Source organism: Pseudomonas californiensis, from assembly GCF_021147775.1.
GTDB lineage: Bacteria > Pseudomonadota > Gammaproteobacteria > Pseudomonadales > Pseudomonadaceae > Aquipseudomonas > Aquipseudomonas californiensis.
Window position 1 is genome coordinate 103727 of sequence record NZ_JAGTPK010000005.1, and the last position, 13221, is coordinate 116947.

A 13221-nucleotide genomic window follows, 5' to 3' on the forward strand; every position below is an offset into this window, starting at 1 on the left:
CCTGCATTACATCACTCCCGCACGCAGTAGATCCTGCAAGTTGAACGCACCCACCGGGTAATCGTTCGCGTCAACCACAATCAGAGCACTGATTTTGTGATCTTCCATGATTTTCAAGGCTTCGGCGGCCAGCATTTCTGCGTGCACTGTCTTGCCGTGAACGGTCATGACTTCATCAATAGTAGTCACTCGAATGTCGATCGGACGGTCCAGCGTGCGACGCAGGTCGCCGTCCGTGAAGATTCCGGCCAGGGTCCCGTCGGTATTCAGCACTGCCGTCATGCCAAGGCCCTTGCGGGTCATTTCCAGAAGCGCGTCCCGCAACAGGGTGCCACGCTGCACAGTAGGCAGTGTCTCGCCAGAATGCATCACGTTTTCGACTTTCAGCAGCAGGCGTCGCCCCAGGGCGCCGCCTGGATGCGAGAACGCGAAATCTTCGGCAGTAAACCCGCGCGCATCGAGCAGCGCTACTGCCAGGGCGTCGCCCATGACCAGTGCTGCTGTCGTTGACGAGGTCGGCGCCAGATTCAGCGGGCAGGCCTCATGTGCGACATGCGTGTTGAGATTGACATCGGCGGCTTTGGCCAGCGTCGAGGCCGGGTCGCCGGTCAGGCTGATCATTTTGATGCCCAGGCGTTTGATCAACGGCAGCAAGGTGACGATTTCATTGGTGGTGCCGGAATTCGACAAGGCCAGAATGATGTCGTCGCGCGTAATCATGCCCATATCGCCATGGCTGGCTTCGGCCGGATGGACAAAAAACGAAGTGGTGCCGGTACTCGCCAGTGTGGCGGCGATCTTGTTGCCAATATGCCCAGACTTGCCCATCCCGACCACAACGACTCGCCCTTTGCTGGCGAGGATCATTTCACACGCGCGCACGAAATCGCCGTCGAGACGACCCAGCAGGCCTTCTATTGCTTCTATCTCAAGGCGAACGGTGCGTTGCGCGGATTGAATCAGGTCACTGGATTGGTTCATGTCTTGAATGGGTCAGCCTTCCGAAAGGCGGCGATTATAGCGGTAATGAACGATTCCCTCACGTCTGATCGTCGTCGTGTAATTTTTAAACGAATTTCCTGTGCTTTCACGGGTCTGTATCAAGGCATCCTGCCAGCTCGGCATGCTGCAATAATTCAGTGATTATCTGAACTTACCGGTTCTCTTTCTGTTGGGTGACGAGTCGCTGCGATGCTATAGTTCGCGGCTTGTTCGGCCCGCCTGGACAGCTTGTCTCCCTCTGGGATCTGGCGGCTGAGGAGGGAGGCTGTATCGCAAGGAGTTTAGATGAGTCCTGATGACGCCTACGCGGTCGAGTTGAAAGGGGTTTCCTTCAAACGCGGCGCGCGCAGCATTTTCAACAATGTCGATATTCGTATTCCTCGGGGCAAAGTCACCGGGATCATGGGGCCGTCCGGCTGTGGCAAGACTACCTTGCTGCGTCTGATGGGCGCCCAGTTGCGTCCCAGCGAAGGCCAGGTGTGGGTCAACGGGCAGAACTTGCCAGAGTTGTCGCGCAGCGATCTGTTCGATGCGCGCAAGCAAATGGGCGTTCTGTTCCAGAGTGGCGCGCTGTTCACCGACCTTGATGTCTTTGAAAACGTCGCGTTCCCTTTGCGTGTCCACACCGAGCTGCCCGAAGAGCTGATCCGTGACATCGTGCTGCTCAAGTTGCAGGCCGTGGGCCTTCGCGGGGCCATCGAATTGATGCCGGACGAACTGTCCGGAGGCATGAAACGCCGCGTTGCGCTGGCTCGGGCAATCGCGCTGGACCCGCAGATCCTTATGTACGACGAGCCTTTCGTGGGGCAGGACCCGATTGCAATGGGCGTGCTGGTGCGACTGATCCGGTTGCTCAACGACGCGTTGGGCATTACCAGCATCGTGGTGTCCCATGATCTGACCGAGACGGCCAGCATCGCCGATTACCTTTATGTGGTGGGTGACGGGCAGGTACTGGGGCAGGGCACGCCGCAAGAGCTGATGTCTTCGGACAATCCGCGCATTCGTCAATTCATGACCGGCGAACCGGATGGCCCCGTGCCATTTCATTATCCGGCGCCGGATTTTCGCGAAGACCTGTTGGGGAAGCGCTGATGCGCAAGAAGTCACTGATGGAGCGCATTCGCCTGCTGGGGCGTGCGGCCATGGATATCGTTACGGTTCTGGGGCGTTCAGGAATATTTCTGGGCAACGCTCTGCTCGGGCGAGGCGGCACGGGCAGCAGTTTTCAGTTGCTGGTCAAGCAGTTGTACTCGGTGGGTGTCATGTCACTGGTCATCATTGTGGTGTCAGGCATGTTCATCGGTATGGTGCTGGCCCTGCAGGGTTTCAGCATCCTGACCAAGTACGGTTCGGAACAGGCTGTTGGCCAGATGGTTGCGCTGACCCTGCTGCGTGAACTTGGGCCGGTTGTCACCGCTCTGTTGTTTGCAGGGCGTGCAGGCTCGGCGCTGACCGCTGAAATCGGCAACATGAAATCTACCGAACAGCTGTCCAGCCTGGAAATGATCGGTGTCGATCCGCTCAAATACATCGTTGCACCGCGTTTGTGGGCCGGGTTCATTTCGTTACCGATTCTGGCAATGATTTTCAGCGTGGTCGGTATCTGGGGCGGCTCCTGGGTGGCGATCGATTGGTTGGGAGTCTATGAAGGCTCTTTCTGGTCGAACATGCAGAACAGCGTTTCCTTTACCAACGATGTGCTCAATGGAGTCATCAAGAGCGTCGTATTTGCTTTTGTGGTGACATGGATTGCCGTCTTCCAGGGTTATGACTGTGATCCCACTTCGGAGGGAATCAGCCGTGCCACGACCAAGACCGTTGTATATGCCTCGTTGGCAGTGCTGGGCCTGGACTTTATTTTGACCGCCTTGATGTTTGGAGATTTCTGATGCAAAACCGCGCCATCGAAACCGGTGTCGGCCTGTTCCTGCTGGCAGGGATACTGGCTTTGCTGTTGCTGGCCCTGCGTGTCAGCGGTCTGAGCACCAGTGCGACCAATGACAGCTATAAACTTTATGCCTACTTCGACAATATTGCCGGTTTGACTGTCAGAGCCAAGGTAAGCATGGCCGGTGTGACGATCGGCAAGGTCACCGCGATTGATCTGGATCGCGATACCTTTACCGGTCGCGTCACGCTGGAAGTACAGAAGAAGGTCGACAATCTGCCTGCTGACTCCACTGCGTCGATCCTGACTGCCGGCCTGCTGGGTGAGAAATACATTGGTATCAGTGTGGGTGGCGACGAGGCACTGCTCAAGGATGGCGCAACCATCCATGACACTCAATCGTCGCTCGTGCTGGAAGATCTGATCGGGAAATTCCTGCTCAATACCGTAAGTAAAGACGCCAAGTGAGGAGCTTTAAATGATCTCGATTCTGCGCCGCGGCCTGCTGGTATTGCTGGCCGCTCTGCCGATGCTGGCCAATGCTGCTGCGGCTCCGTCTGCCCATGACCTGGTGGAGCGTACCACCAAGGAATTGCTCAGCGATCTGGCTGCCAACAAAGAGCAGTACAAAGCCAACCCGAGCGCCTTTTACGATGCACTGAACCGCATCGTCGGTCCGGTCGTGGACGCCGACGGCATTTCCCGCAGCATCATGACCGTCAAGTATTCGCGCAAGGCGACGCCTGCGCAGATGCAGCGCTTTCAGGAAAACTTCAAGCGCAGCCTGATGCAGTTCTATGGCAATGCGTTGCTTGAGTACAACAACCAGGGCATTACCGTTTCTCCTGCCAAGGATGAAGGCGCCGACCGGACCAGCGTGGACATGCAGGTCAAGGGCAACGGCGCGGTCTATCCTGTTTCCTACACCCTTGAGAAGGTCGGTGGTGAATGGAAAGTGCGCAACGTGATCATCAACGGGATCAACATCGGTAAATTGTTCCGCGATCAGTTCGCCGACGCGATGCAGCGTAACGGCAACGATCTGGACAAGACCATCGACGGTTGGGCTGGTGAAGTCGCCAAGGCCAAGGAAGTTACGGACGACGCCGCCAAGAAGCCGGCCCAATGAGTGAGTCCGCCGTGCGCCTTGCAGGGCCAGGTGAGCTGAAGCTGATCGGTGTGCTGGATTACCTCAGCGGGCCGCAGCTGCGCAAGCAGGGTGCGGCCTTGATCCGGTCGGGCGATTTGAGCAATCTGACGCTGGACTGCTCGGGTGTCGAGAAGTCCAGTAGCGTCGGTCTGGCGCTGGTGCTTGCATTCATGCGCGACGCCGAAGAAGCAGGCAAGTCCCTTCGTGTGCATTCATTGCCCGAAGACATGCGCAAAATTGCCCAGGTTTCCGGCCTGAGTGAGCTTCTGGACATCCATTGACAGGTATTATCAAAAAGGCCCTTGGTCCGACCTCCGCACAGCGGGGTTCGCATAGCATGGGCTTTTTTGTATGATGGCCGACCCGCGCGCGTACAGCGCCGATCGAGGTTAAGCATGCAGGCTGTAGAAGTTAAAGGCTTCCTTGAAGGAAAGCTGCCAGATATCCAGGTGGAAGTTGAAGGCGAAGGCTGCAACTTTCAGCTGAACGTGATCAGTGACGAGTTGGCCAGTCTGAGCCCCGTCAAGCGTCAGCAACAGATTTATGCCCATTTGAACCCTTGGATTGCCGATGGCAGCATCCACGCGGTAACTATGAAATTTTTCAGCCGCGCTGCCTGGGCCGAGCGCACCTGAGCCAATTGGTGTCGAGATTCTAATGGATAAATTGATTATTACCGGCGGTGTTCGTCTTGATGGCGAAATCCGCATCTCCGGGGCAAAGAACTCTGCCTTGCCGATCCTCGCAGCCACGCTGCTGGCCGATGGGCCGGTTACCGTTCAGAACCTGCCGCACCTGCACGACATCACCACCATGATCGAGCTGTTCGGTCGTATGGGCATCGAGCCTGTGATCGACGAAAAGCTGAGCGTCGAGATCGATCCTCGTACCATCAAGACCCTGGTTGCGCCGTACGAGCTGGTCAAGACCATGCGTGCGTCGATCCTGGTGCTGGGCCCTATGGTTGCCCGTTTCGGCGAGGCTGAAGTAGCCCTGCCAGGCGGCTGCGCAATCGGTTCGCGTCCGGTTGACCTGCACATCCGTGGTCTTGAAGCCATGGGCGCGGTCATTGATGTTGAAGGCGGTTACATCAAGGCCAAGGCGCCTGAAGGTGGCCTGCGCGGTGCCAATTTCTTCTTCGATACCGTGAGCGTGACCGGTACCGAGAACATCATGATGGCAGCCAGTCTGGCCAACGGTCGCAGCGTTCTGCAGAACGCTGCCCGCGAGCCCGAAGTGGTCGATCTGGCGAACTTCCTGATCGCAATGGGTGCGAAGATTCACGGCGCGGGTACCGACACCATCACTATTGATGGCGTCAAGCGTCTGCACTCGGCCACTTACAAGGTGATGCCTGACCGCATTGAGACCGGCACCTATCTGGTGGCGGCTGCCGTGACCGGTGGGCGCGTCAAGGTCAAGGACACCGATCCGACCATTCTTGAAGCTGTACTGCTCAAGCTTCAGGAAGCCGGTGCCGAAATCACGACCGGTAATGACTGGATCGAGTTGAACATGCACGGCAAGCGTCCCAAGGCCGTTAATGTGCGCACTGCACCTTACCCGGCGTTCCCGACTGACATGCAGGCGCAGTTCATCTCGCTCAATGCCATCGCTGAAGGTACGGGCGCGGTCATCGAGACCATCTTTGAAAACCGTTTCATGCACGTGTATGAAATGCACCGCATGGGCGCGCAGATTCAGGTTGAAGGCAACACTGCGATTGTTACCGGTACTGAGGCCCTCAAGGGTGCCCCGGTGATGGCGACGGACCTGCGTGCATCGGCCAGTCTGGTGATTTCGGCGCTGGTTGCTCAAGGCGACACGTTGATCGACCGCATCTACCACATCGACCGTGGTTACGAGTGCATCGAAGAGAAGCTGCAAATGCTGGGCGCCAAGATCCGCCGCGTTCCGGGCTAGTGGCAAGCAGCCCCGATGCCGTGAGGCCTCGGGGCTGTCTGTTCTACCGCGGATGTGATTTTCTGAATCGTTCCACCTCAGGCCCTGTGGGTCGAGGTTTGTCATGCGCCGCTTGCGTCATGGCAAAAGTTTCCTGATAAGGACTTACGTTTCCCATGTTGACCATCGCACTGTCCAAGGGCCGCATCCTTGACGACACCCTGCCGCTTCTTGCTGAAGCGGGCATTGTGCCGACCGAGAATCCGGACAAGAGCCGCAAGCTCATTATTCCCACGACTCAGGCCGACGTGCGCCTGTTGATCGTTCGTGCCACCGATGTGCCGACTTACGTTGAGCATGGCGCAGCCGATCTGGGTGTTGCGGGCAAGGACGTGCTGATGGAGTACACCGGCCAGGGGCTGTACGAGCCGCTGGACCTGCAGATCGCCAAGTGCAAGCTCATGACAGCAGGCGCCATTGGTGCCGTCGAGCCGAAAGGCCGTCTGCGTGTGGCGACCAAATTCGTCAACGTTGCCAAGCGTTATTACGCCGAGCAGGGTCGTCAGGTCGACATCATCAAGCTGTACGGTTCGATGGAGCTGGCACCGCTGATCGGTCTTGCCGACAAGATCATCGACGTGGTCGACACGGGTAACACGCTGCGTGCCAACGGTCTTGAGCCTCAGGAGCTGATCGCTACCATCAGTTCGCGTCTGGTGGTGAACAAGGCTTCGATGAAAATGCAGCACGCCCGCATTCAGTCCCTTATCGACACCCTGCGCAAGGCAGTGGAGTCGCGACACCGCGGCTGATTTGACTACGCAACGTTGAGTTGCGTCCAGCTATCCGTGTCATAGCCAAATTTCTCAGGTGCCTGCGCGGATAGCTTGGTAGCTTTAGGCTCCTGAGCATCTGCCAATTACTGAGGCCCTGTTATGACCACTCCCACTGCAATTCGCCGACTTGATGCTGCTGACCCGGATTTCGCACGACATCTGGATCATCTGTTGAGCTGGGAAAGTGTGTCTGACGATTCGGTCAACCAGCGTGTGCTCGACATTATCAAGGCCGTGCGTGAGCGTGGCGACGAGGCGCTGGTCGAGTTCACGCAGCGTTTTGATGGCTTGCAGGTGGCTTCGATGGCCGATCTGATTCTGCCGCGTGAGCGTCTTGAGCTGGCTCTGACACGCATCACCCCGGTTCAGCGCGAAGCGTTGGAAAAAGCGGCGGAGCGTGTGCGCAGCTACCATGAAAAACAGAAACAGGACTCCTGGAGCTACACCGAGGCCGACGGCACCGTGCTGGGTCAGAAGGTCACGCCGCTGGACCGTGCTGGCCTTTACGTACCGGGCGGCAAGGCCTCCTATCCGTCGTCGGTGCTGATGAACGCCATCCCCGCAAAAGTCGCTGGTGTGACCGAAGTGGTCATGGTTGTGCCGACCCCACGTGGCGAAATCAATGAGCTGGTGCTGGCCGCTGCGTGCATCGCGGGCGTTGATCGGGTGTTCACGATTGGTGGCGCACAGGCCGTCGCGGCATTGGCGTACGGCACTGAAAGCGTGCCGAAAGTCGACAAGGTAGTGGGGCCCGGCAATATCTACGTGGCGACTGCCAAGCGTCACGTTTTCGGGCAGGTCGGTATCGACATGATCGCCGGCCCGTCGGAAATCCTCGTGGTCTGCGATGGTCAGACCGACCCTGACTGGATTGCCATGGACCTGTTCTCGCAGGCCGAGCACGATGAAGACGCGCAAGCCATTCTGGTCAGCCCGGATGCAGAGTTCCTCGACAAGGTTGCGGCCAGCATTACTCGCCTGTTGCCGACCATGGCCCGCTCGGCGATTGTCGAGACGTCCATCAATGGTCGCGGCGCGCTGATCAAGGTGGCGGACATGGCGCAGGCCATCGAAGTTGCTAACCGCATCGCGCCCGAGCACCTTGAGCTCTCCGTAGCGGACCCTCAAGCGTGGCTGCCGCACATCCGTCACGCCGGTGCGATCTTCATGGGGCGGCACACTTCCGAAGCCTTGGGCGATTACTGCGCAGGTCCCAACCACGTGCTGCCGACCTCCGGCACTGCCCGGTTTTCATCGCCGCTGGGTGTTTACGATTTTCAGAAGCGCTCGTCGATCATCTATTGCTCGCCTGAAGGCGCCTCTGAACTCGGCAAGACAGCTTCAGTGCTGGCGCGTGGCGAATCTCTCAGCGGTCATGCGCGCAGCGCCGAATACCGCATCACAGACACCGACTGGAAAGCTGCCAACCTGAAGGAAGACACCTGATGAGCAAGTTCTGGAGCCCGTTTGTCAGCACTCTGGTGCCCTATGTGCCCGGCGAGCAGCCGAAGCTGACCAAGCTGGTCAAGCTCAATACCAATGAAAACCCCTACGGTCCTTCGCCGAAAGCGCTCGACGCCATGCGCGCGGCGTTGACCGACGACCTGCGTCTGTATCCGGACCCCAACAGCGATCTGCTCAAGCACGCAGTGGCCGACTACTACAGCGTGCGGACGAACCAGATCTTTTTGGGCAATGGCTCGGACGAGGTGCTTGCGCACATTTTCCACGCGCTGTTTCAGCACAATGCGCCGCTGTTGTTCCCGGATATCAGCTACAGCTTCTACCCTGTGTATTGCGGGCTGTATGGCATTGATTTCGAAGCCGTGCCGCTGAACGACCAGTTCCAGATTCGTGTCGAGGATTACGCCAGGCCGAACGCCGGGATCATCTTTCCTAACCCGAATGCGCCGACCGGCTGTCTGTTGGCGCTGGATGCGGTGGAACAGATCATCAAAGCCAGCCCGGATTCGGTGGTTGTGGTGGACGAGGCGTATATCGATTTTGGTGGAGAAACTGCGATCAGTCTGGTCGACCGCTACCCTAATCTGCTGGTAACGCAGACTCTTTCCAAGTCGCGCTCGTTGGCCGGTCTGCGAGTCGGGTTGGCGGTGGGTCATCCTGACCTGATCGAGGCGCTGGAGCGGGTCAAGAACAGCTTCAACTCCTATCCGCTGGATCGCCTGGCCAATATCGGCGGGGCGGTGGCGTTCGAGGACCGCGAGCACTTCGAGCTGACACGCAACAAGGTTATCGAGAGCCGGGAGGCACTGGTTGAGCAGTTGCAAGGCAAAAGCTTTGAGGTGCTGCCATCTGCCGCCAACTTCATTTTCGCCCGCCACCCGCAACACGATGCCGCCGGGCTTGCTGCAAAACTGCGCGAGCAGGGCGTTATCGTTCGTCACTTCAAGCAGGAGCGCATTGCGCAGTTCCTGCGGATCAGCATTGGTACGCCTGAGCAACATCAGGCATTGCTGGAAGGGCTGAGCGATATCTGAGGGGCGCTCCCCGCTGTTTGCGAAAGGGGCGGTACATCCGCTGAAGATGTATCGCTCCTGCTTCAGCATTCGCCAGCAAGCTCGCATCCCACAGATTCTGAAGCCCTGAAGTGGCAGATTCTATGGTATCGGAAAAGTCCTCAAGCCACTTTTGACGGGTATCCGCTCTGGTTTTTTAACAGGGCGAACGCTACTCAAGCTATTTTCCGCGCCAGGATGACCACTGCCTGAGTGATCCTGAAAACTGTGTTTTCTTCGTTGTTCATAAGACGACTTCCACGCGGCCGTCTGGATGCCCGCCCGGCGGCGTTCCGTTTGCTGACGAAGAGACAAGCATGTTCTCTGAAGATGCAGGTTGCATATCGGCTCAGCGATCAGAATCAAAAAAAGCCCAGCCACGGCAAACAGCGCCTTTCTACCCCGATAGCCGCCACACCGCAGAACGCGACGCAAGGTGCAGGCTGAGTTCTGGCGCTGATCCGGGGGGCAATCGGCATGGATGCCGATTGAGCTGCACCGGGCCATGGAGGGCCCGTTGCAGCGACCACCGGATCAGTGTCAGGACGAAGGAATCCGCCGCAGGCGGACCCAACCGGAGCCTGGGGCTTTGCCCACTTTGGCCCCATCAAAGTGGGTCGCCGAGGGGCGAAAAGGTGACCTGAGCCGAGCGTTCATCCAACTGAATCCACAGTCCCGAACGGCCAAAACAAAAGCCATACAAGCGAGCCGGGCGGCGCTCCGCTTGCTCGCGAAAAGATGGGTACATCCGTTGAAGATGTATCGCCCGTGTTTCAGCCTTCGCCAGCAAGCTGGCTCCCATGTGGGGCGACCTGGATCACTCCGGATTTGCGGCCGCTGCTGGGGCTGGTGGTGGGCGCAAGCCCACTTCTGCGTTCAGGCGTAATTCCTTGCCGTTGCGCATTACATCAATGGCAACCTTGTCCTTGGGCTTGGTACGAGCCACCTGATTCATGGAGCGTCGGCCATCGCCAGCGGGTTCTCCGTTGATGCTCAGGATCACATCGCCCAACTGCAAGCCGGCCTTTTGCGCCGGGCCGTCACGAAATACGCCAGCGACAACAATGCCCGGACGGTCTTTCAAGCCGAAGGATTCGGCCAGCTCCGGGGTCAGCGGTTGAACTTCTATGCCCAGCCAGCCACGAATGACCTGACCGTGTTCGATGATCGATTTCATGACATCCATCGCCAGTTTGGTAGGGATGGCAAAACCGATACCCTGTGACCCGCCGGACTTGGAGAAAATCGCTGTGTTGATGCCGATCAGGTTGCCGGTGGCATCTACCAGGGCGCCGCCCGAGTTGCCTGGGTTGATCGCGGCATCGGTCTGAATGAAGTCTTCGTAGGTGTTGAGGCCGAGCTGGTTACGGCCCGTGGCACTTATGATACCCATGGTGACGGTCTGGCCGACACCGAACGGGTTGCCGATGGCCAGAGCGACGTCGCCGATGCGGATGCCGTCGGAGCGGGCGATAGTGATGGCGGGCAGGTTCTTGATGTCGATTTTCAGCACCGCGAGATCGGTCTCGGGATCGTTACCGATCACTCGGGCAATGGTCTCGCGGCCATCTTTGAGCGCTACCACAATCTGGTCCGCTCCAATGGTGACGTGATTGTTGGTCAGCAAGTAGCCTTCCGGGCTCATGATCACGCCCGAGCCGAGGCTGGACTCCATGCGCCGTTGCTTGGGCGTGTTGTCACCGAAGAAACGCCGGAACTGCGGGTCTTCAAACAGCGGGTTGCTGCCTTTGTTGACCATCTTGGTGGTATAGAGGTTGACCACCGCAGGGGCCGCCGCGATAACCGCATCCGCGTAGGACGTAGGACCCTGCATGACGTTGGTGGTCTGCGGTGCCTGTTGCAGATTGACATCCAGGCTCGGCAGGCCGACCCATTGCGGATAGCGCTGAATGATCAGCAGGGCGATAAGCACGCCAGCCAGCAACGGCCAGCCGAAAAAGCGCAGTGCCTTGAGCATTGAACAAGTCCTGGTGGTTTCGGGCGCAGAAGTTTTTACCGCGGGTGCGCCATAATGGCGGGCATTATACGAGTACAAAGCAGCTCTGAACTGCATATTTAGGAGTCTTTTATGGCTGTTGCCCTGACCACCCTGGTTGAAGAAGCCGACCGCTATCTCAGCAGTGCCCGCATCCAGGATTACTGCCCCAACGGATTACAGGTCGAAGGCCGTCCACAGGTGATGCGTATCGTCAGTGGCGTCACTGCCAGTCAGGCCCTGCTGGATGCAGCAGTCGAGGCGCAGGCTGATCTGATTCTGGTGCACCACGGCTATTTCTGGAAGGGTGAAAATCCCTGTGTGGTGGGCATGAAACAACGACGTCTCAAGACATTGTTGAAACATGACATCAGTCTGTTGGCCTATCACCTGCCATTGGATGTGCATCCCGAGGTGGGTAATAACGTGCAGCTGGCTCGCCAGTTGGACATCACCGTCGAAGGCCCGCTGGATCCTGAAAATGCCCGTATTGTCGGCCTGATAGGTTCTCTTGCCGAGCCCATGACGCCTCGCGATTTCGCTCGCCGTGTCCAGGAAGCGCTTGGGCGTGAGCCGCTGTTGGTCGAAGGCAGTCAGATGATCCGCCGCGTGGGATGGTGCACGGGGGGCGGGCAGGGTTATATCGATCAGGCCGTGCAGGAGGGCGTCGATCTGTTTCTCAGTGGCGAGGCGTCGGAGCAGACCTTTCACAGTGCTCGTGAAAATGACATCAGCTTCATTGCTGCCGGGCATCACGCCACTGAAGGTTATGGCGTTCAGGCTTTGGGGGATTACCTGGCGCGACGTTTCGCGCTGGAACACCTGTTCATCGATTGTCCAAATCCGATCTGACGATGCAAACAGCGGGGAATATACATAGATCGTTTCGATCTATCAGCTCCGCTGAATCGCGATATCGCGCATGTTAAAGTGTGCGGCTCGAATACGGCCCGCAGGCCGCCCCGGGGTTTCCCGGTCCATAACGAACGCAATCCGTGAGTAACCATGGTTGACAAACTGACGCATCTGAAACAGCTGGAGGCGGAAAGCATCCACATCATCCGCGAGGTCGCCGCCGAGTTCGATAACCCGGTGATGCTGTACTCGATCGGCAAGGATTCGGCCGTGATGTTGCACCTGGCACGCAAGGCCTTCTTCCCGGGCAAATTGCCGTTCCCTGTGATGCATGTCGATACCCGCTGGAAATTCCAGGAAATGTACAGCTTCCGCGACAAGATGGTCGAGGAAATGGGGCTGGATCTGATCACCCACGTCAACCCTGATGGTGTGGCGCAGGGCATCAACCCGTTCACTCACGGCAGTGCCAAGCACACCGATATCATGAAGACCGAGGGCCTTAAACAGGCACTCGACAAACATGGTTTCGATGCCGCCTTTGGTGGTGCGCGTCGCGATGAAGAGAAATCCCGCGCCAAAGAGCGTGTGTACTCGTTCCGCGACAGCAAACACCGCTGGGACCCAAAGAACCAGCGTCCGGAGTTGTGGAACGTCTATAACGGCAACGTCAACAAAGGCGAGTCGATTCGCGTGTTCCCGCTGTCCAACTGGACCGAGCTGGACATCTGGCAATACATCTACCTTGAAGGTATCCCGATCGTGCCGCTGTACTTCGCGGCCGAGCGTGATGTCATCGAGAAAAACGGCACGTTGATCATGATCGACGACGACCGCATCCTTGAACACCTCACTGACGAGGAAAAGGCGCGCATCGTCAAGAAGAAGGTCCGGTTCCGTACACTCGGTTGCTACCCGCTGACGGGTGCGGTCGAGTCCGAAGCGACCAGCCTGACTGACATCATTCAGGAAATGCTGCTGACGCGAACTTCCGAACGTCAGGGCCGTGTCATCGACCATGATGGCGCCGGTTCGATGGAAGAAAAGAAACGTCAGGGTTATTTCTAAGAGGT

The 13221-nt window shown here is 58.0% G+C and carries 14 protein-coding genes; 12 read left to right on the forward strand and 2 right to left on the reverse strand.

The annotated features are described in order from the left end of the window. Window positions 1-6: 6 nt before the first annotated feature. A complete protein-coding gene (locus KDX37_RS06765) occupies window positions 7-981 on the reverse strand; it encodes a KpsF/GutQ family sugar-phosphate isomerase (protein ID WP_231651906.1) in 975 nt (324 codons plus the stop codon). A gap of 306 nt (window positions 982-1287) precedes the next feature. Here KDX37_RS06765 and KDX37_RS06770 point away from each other — a divergent pair, with 306 nt between their 5' ends. The 10 genes from KDX37_RS06770 (at window position 1288) to hisC (ending at window position 9279) form a co-directional block, all read left to right on the forward strand. Further along, the gene (locus KDX37_RS06770) at window positions 1288-2097 is read left to right on the forward strand and encodes an ATP-binding cassette domain-containing protein (protein WP_231651907.1); all 810 of its coding nucleotides are present in this window, start codon (window positions 1288-1290) and stop codon (window positions 2095-2097) included. After that, window positions 2097-2894, forward strand: a complete 798-nt coding sequence (gene mlaE, locus KDX37_RS06775) for a lipid asymmetry maintenance ABC transporter permease subunit MlaE (protein WP_231651908.1) — start codon at window positions 2097-2099, stop codon at window positions 2892-2894. Before KDX37_RS06770 ends, mlaE begins: the two co-directional genes overlap by 1 nt. After that, window positions 2894-3361, forward strand: coding sequence for an outer membrane lipid asymmetry maintenance protein MlaD (gene mlaD / locus KDX37_RS06780; protein ID WP_231651909.1), 468 nt, complete (start codon window positions 2894-2896; stop codon window positions 3359-3361). The genes mlaE and mlaD overlap by 1 nt, the downstream gene beginning before the upstream one ends. A gap of 10 nt (window positions 3362-3371) precedes the next feature. Then, window positions 3372-4022, forward strand: coding sequence for an MlaC/ttg2D family ABC transporter substrate-binding protein (locus KDX37_RS06785; RefSeq protein WP_231651910.1), 651 nt, complete (start codon window positions 3372-3374; stop codon window positions 4020-4022). Beyond that, entirely contained in the window at window positions 4019-4324 is a 306-nt protein-coding gene (locus KDX37_RS06790; RefSeq protein ID WP_231651911.1) for an STAS domain-containing protein, read from the forward strand. Before KDX37_RS06785 ends, KDX37_RS06790 begins: the two co-directional genes overlap by 4 nt. A gap of 114 nt (window positions 4325-4438) precedes the next feature. Continuing rightward, complete coding sequence (locus tag KDX37_RS06795) at window positions 4439-4678, forward strand: BolA family protein (RefSeq protein ID WP_231651912.1); 240 nt, start codon at window positions 4439-4441, stop codon at window positions 4676-4678. Between the two features lie 22 nt (window positions 4679-4700). Further along, entirely contained in the window at window positions 4701-5966 is a 1266-nt protein-coding gene (gene murA / locus KDX37_RS06800) for a UDP-N-acetylglucosamine 1-carboxyvinyltransferase (RefSeq protein ID WP_231651913.1), read from the forward strand. Window positions 5967-6121: 155 nt separating this feature from the next. Continuing rightward, entirely contained in the window at window positions 6122-6757 is a 636-nt protein-coding gene (hisG, locus tag KDX37_RS06805; RefSeq protein WP_231651914.1) for an ATP phosphoribosyltransferase, read from the forward strand. A 123-nt stretch (window positions 6758-6880) separates the two neighbouring features. Further along, window positions 6881-8227: a histidinol dehydrogenase gene (hisD, locus tag KDX37_RS06810; protein ID WP_231651915.1), complete on the forward strand. Its 1347-nt coding sequence runs from the start codon at window positions 6881-6883 to the stop codon at window positions 8225-8227. Further along, the gene (gene hisC / locus KDX37_RS06815) at window positions 8227-9279 is read left to right on the forward strand and encodes a histidinol-phosphate transaminase (RefSeq protein WP_231651916.1); all 1053 of its coding nucleotides are present in this window, start codon (window positions 8227-8229) and stop codon (window positions 9277-9279) included. Before hisD ends, hisC begins: the two co-directional genes overlap by 1 nt. An 835-nt stretch (window positions 9280-10114) precedes the next feature. On the opposite strand, the gene algW is transcribed toward hisC, so the two are convergent. Further along, window positions 10115-11275, reverse strand: a complete 1161-nt coding sequence (gene algW, locus KDX37_RS06820; RefSeq protein ID WP_231651917.1) for a Do family serine endopeptidase AlgW — start codon at window positions 11273-11275, stop codon at window positions 10115-10117. Window positions 11276-11386: 111 nt separating this feature from the next. On the opposite strand from algW, the gene KDX37_RS06825 reads away from it, so the two are divergent. Then, entirely contained in the window at window positions 11387-12145 is a 759-nt protein-coding gene (locus KDX37_RS06825) for a Nif3-like dinuclear metal center hexameric protein (protein WP_231651918.1), read from the forward strand. 153 nt (window positions 12146-12298) lie between these two features. Further along, a complete protein-coding gene (gene cysD / locus KDX37_RS06830; RefSeq protein WP_198723703.1) occupies window positions 12299-13216 on the forward strand; it encodes a sulfate adenylyltransferase subunit CysD in 918 nt (305 codons plus the stop codon). The last annotated feature ends 5 nt before the right edge of the window (window positions 13217-13221 follow it).

Bases quoted from the DNA above. Each gene is read 5' to 3' on its own strand.
- KDX37_RS06765 (WP_231651906.1), bottom strand. From the start codon at position 981: ATGAACCAATCCAGTGACCTGATTCAATCCGCGCAACGCACCGTTCGC.
- KDX37_RS06770 (WP_231651907.1), top strand. From the start codon at position 1,288: ATGAGTCCTGATGACGCCTACGCGGTCGAGTTGAAAGGGGTTTCCTTC.
- mlaE (WP_231651908.1), top strand. From the start codon at position 2,097: ATGCGCAAGAAGTCACTGATGGAGCGCATTCGCCTGCTGGGGCGTGCG.
- mlaD (WP_231651909.1), top strand. From the start codon at position 2,894: ATGCAAAACCGCGCCATCGAAACCGGTGTCGGCCTGTTCCTGCTGGCA.
- KDX37_RS06785 (WP_231651910.1), top strand. From the start codon at position 3,372: ATGATCTCGATTCTGCGCCGCGGCCTGCTGGTATTGCTGGCCGCTCTG.
- KDX37_RS06790 (WP_231651911.1), top strand. From the start codon at position 4,019: ATGAGTGAGTCCGCCGTGCGCCTTGCAGGGCCAGGTGAGCTGAAGCTG.
- KDX37_RS06795 (WP_231651912.1), top strand. From the start codon at position 4,439: ATGCAGGCTGTAGAAGTTAAAGGCTTCCTTGAAGGAAAGCTGCCAGAT.
- murA (WP_231651913.1), top strand. From the start codon at position 4,701: ATGGATAAATTGATTATTACCGGCGGTGTTCGTCTTGATGGCGAAATC.
- hisG (WP_231651914.1), top strand. From the start codon at position 6,122: ATGTTGACCATCGCACTGTCCAAGGGCCGCATCCTTGACGACACCCTG.
- hisD (WP_231651915.1), top strand. From the start codon at position 6,881: ATGACCACTCCCACTGCAATTCGCCGACTTGATGCTGCTGACCCGGAT.
- hisC (WP_231651916.1), top strand. From the start codon at position 8,227: ATGAGCAAGTTCTGGAGCCCGTTTGTCAGCACTCTGGTGCCCTATGTG.
- algW (WP_231651917.1), bottom strand. From the start codon at position 11,275: ATGCTCAAGGCACTGCGCTTTTTCGGCTGGCCGTTGCTGGCTGGCGTG.
- KDX37_RS06825 (WP_231651918.1), top strand. From the start codon at position 11,387: ATGGCTGTTGCCCTGACCACCCTGGTTGAAGAAGCCGACCGCTATCTC.
- cysD (WP_198723703.1), top strand. From the start codon at position 12,299: ATGGTTGACAAACTGACGCATCTGAAACAGCTGGAGGCGGAAAGCATC.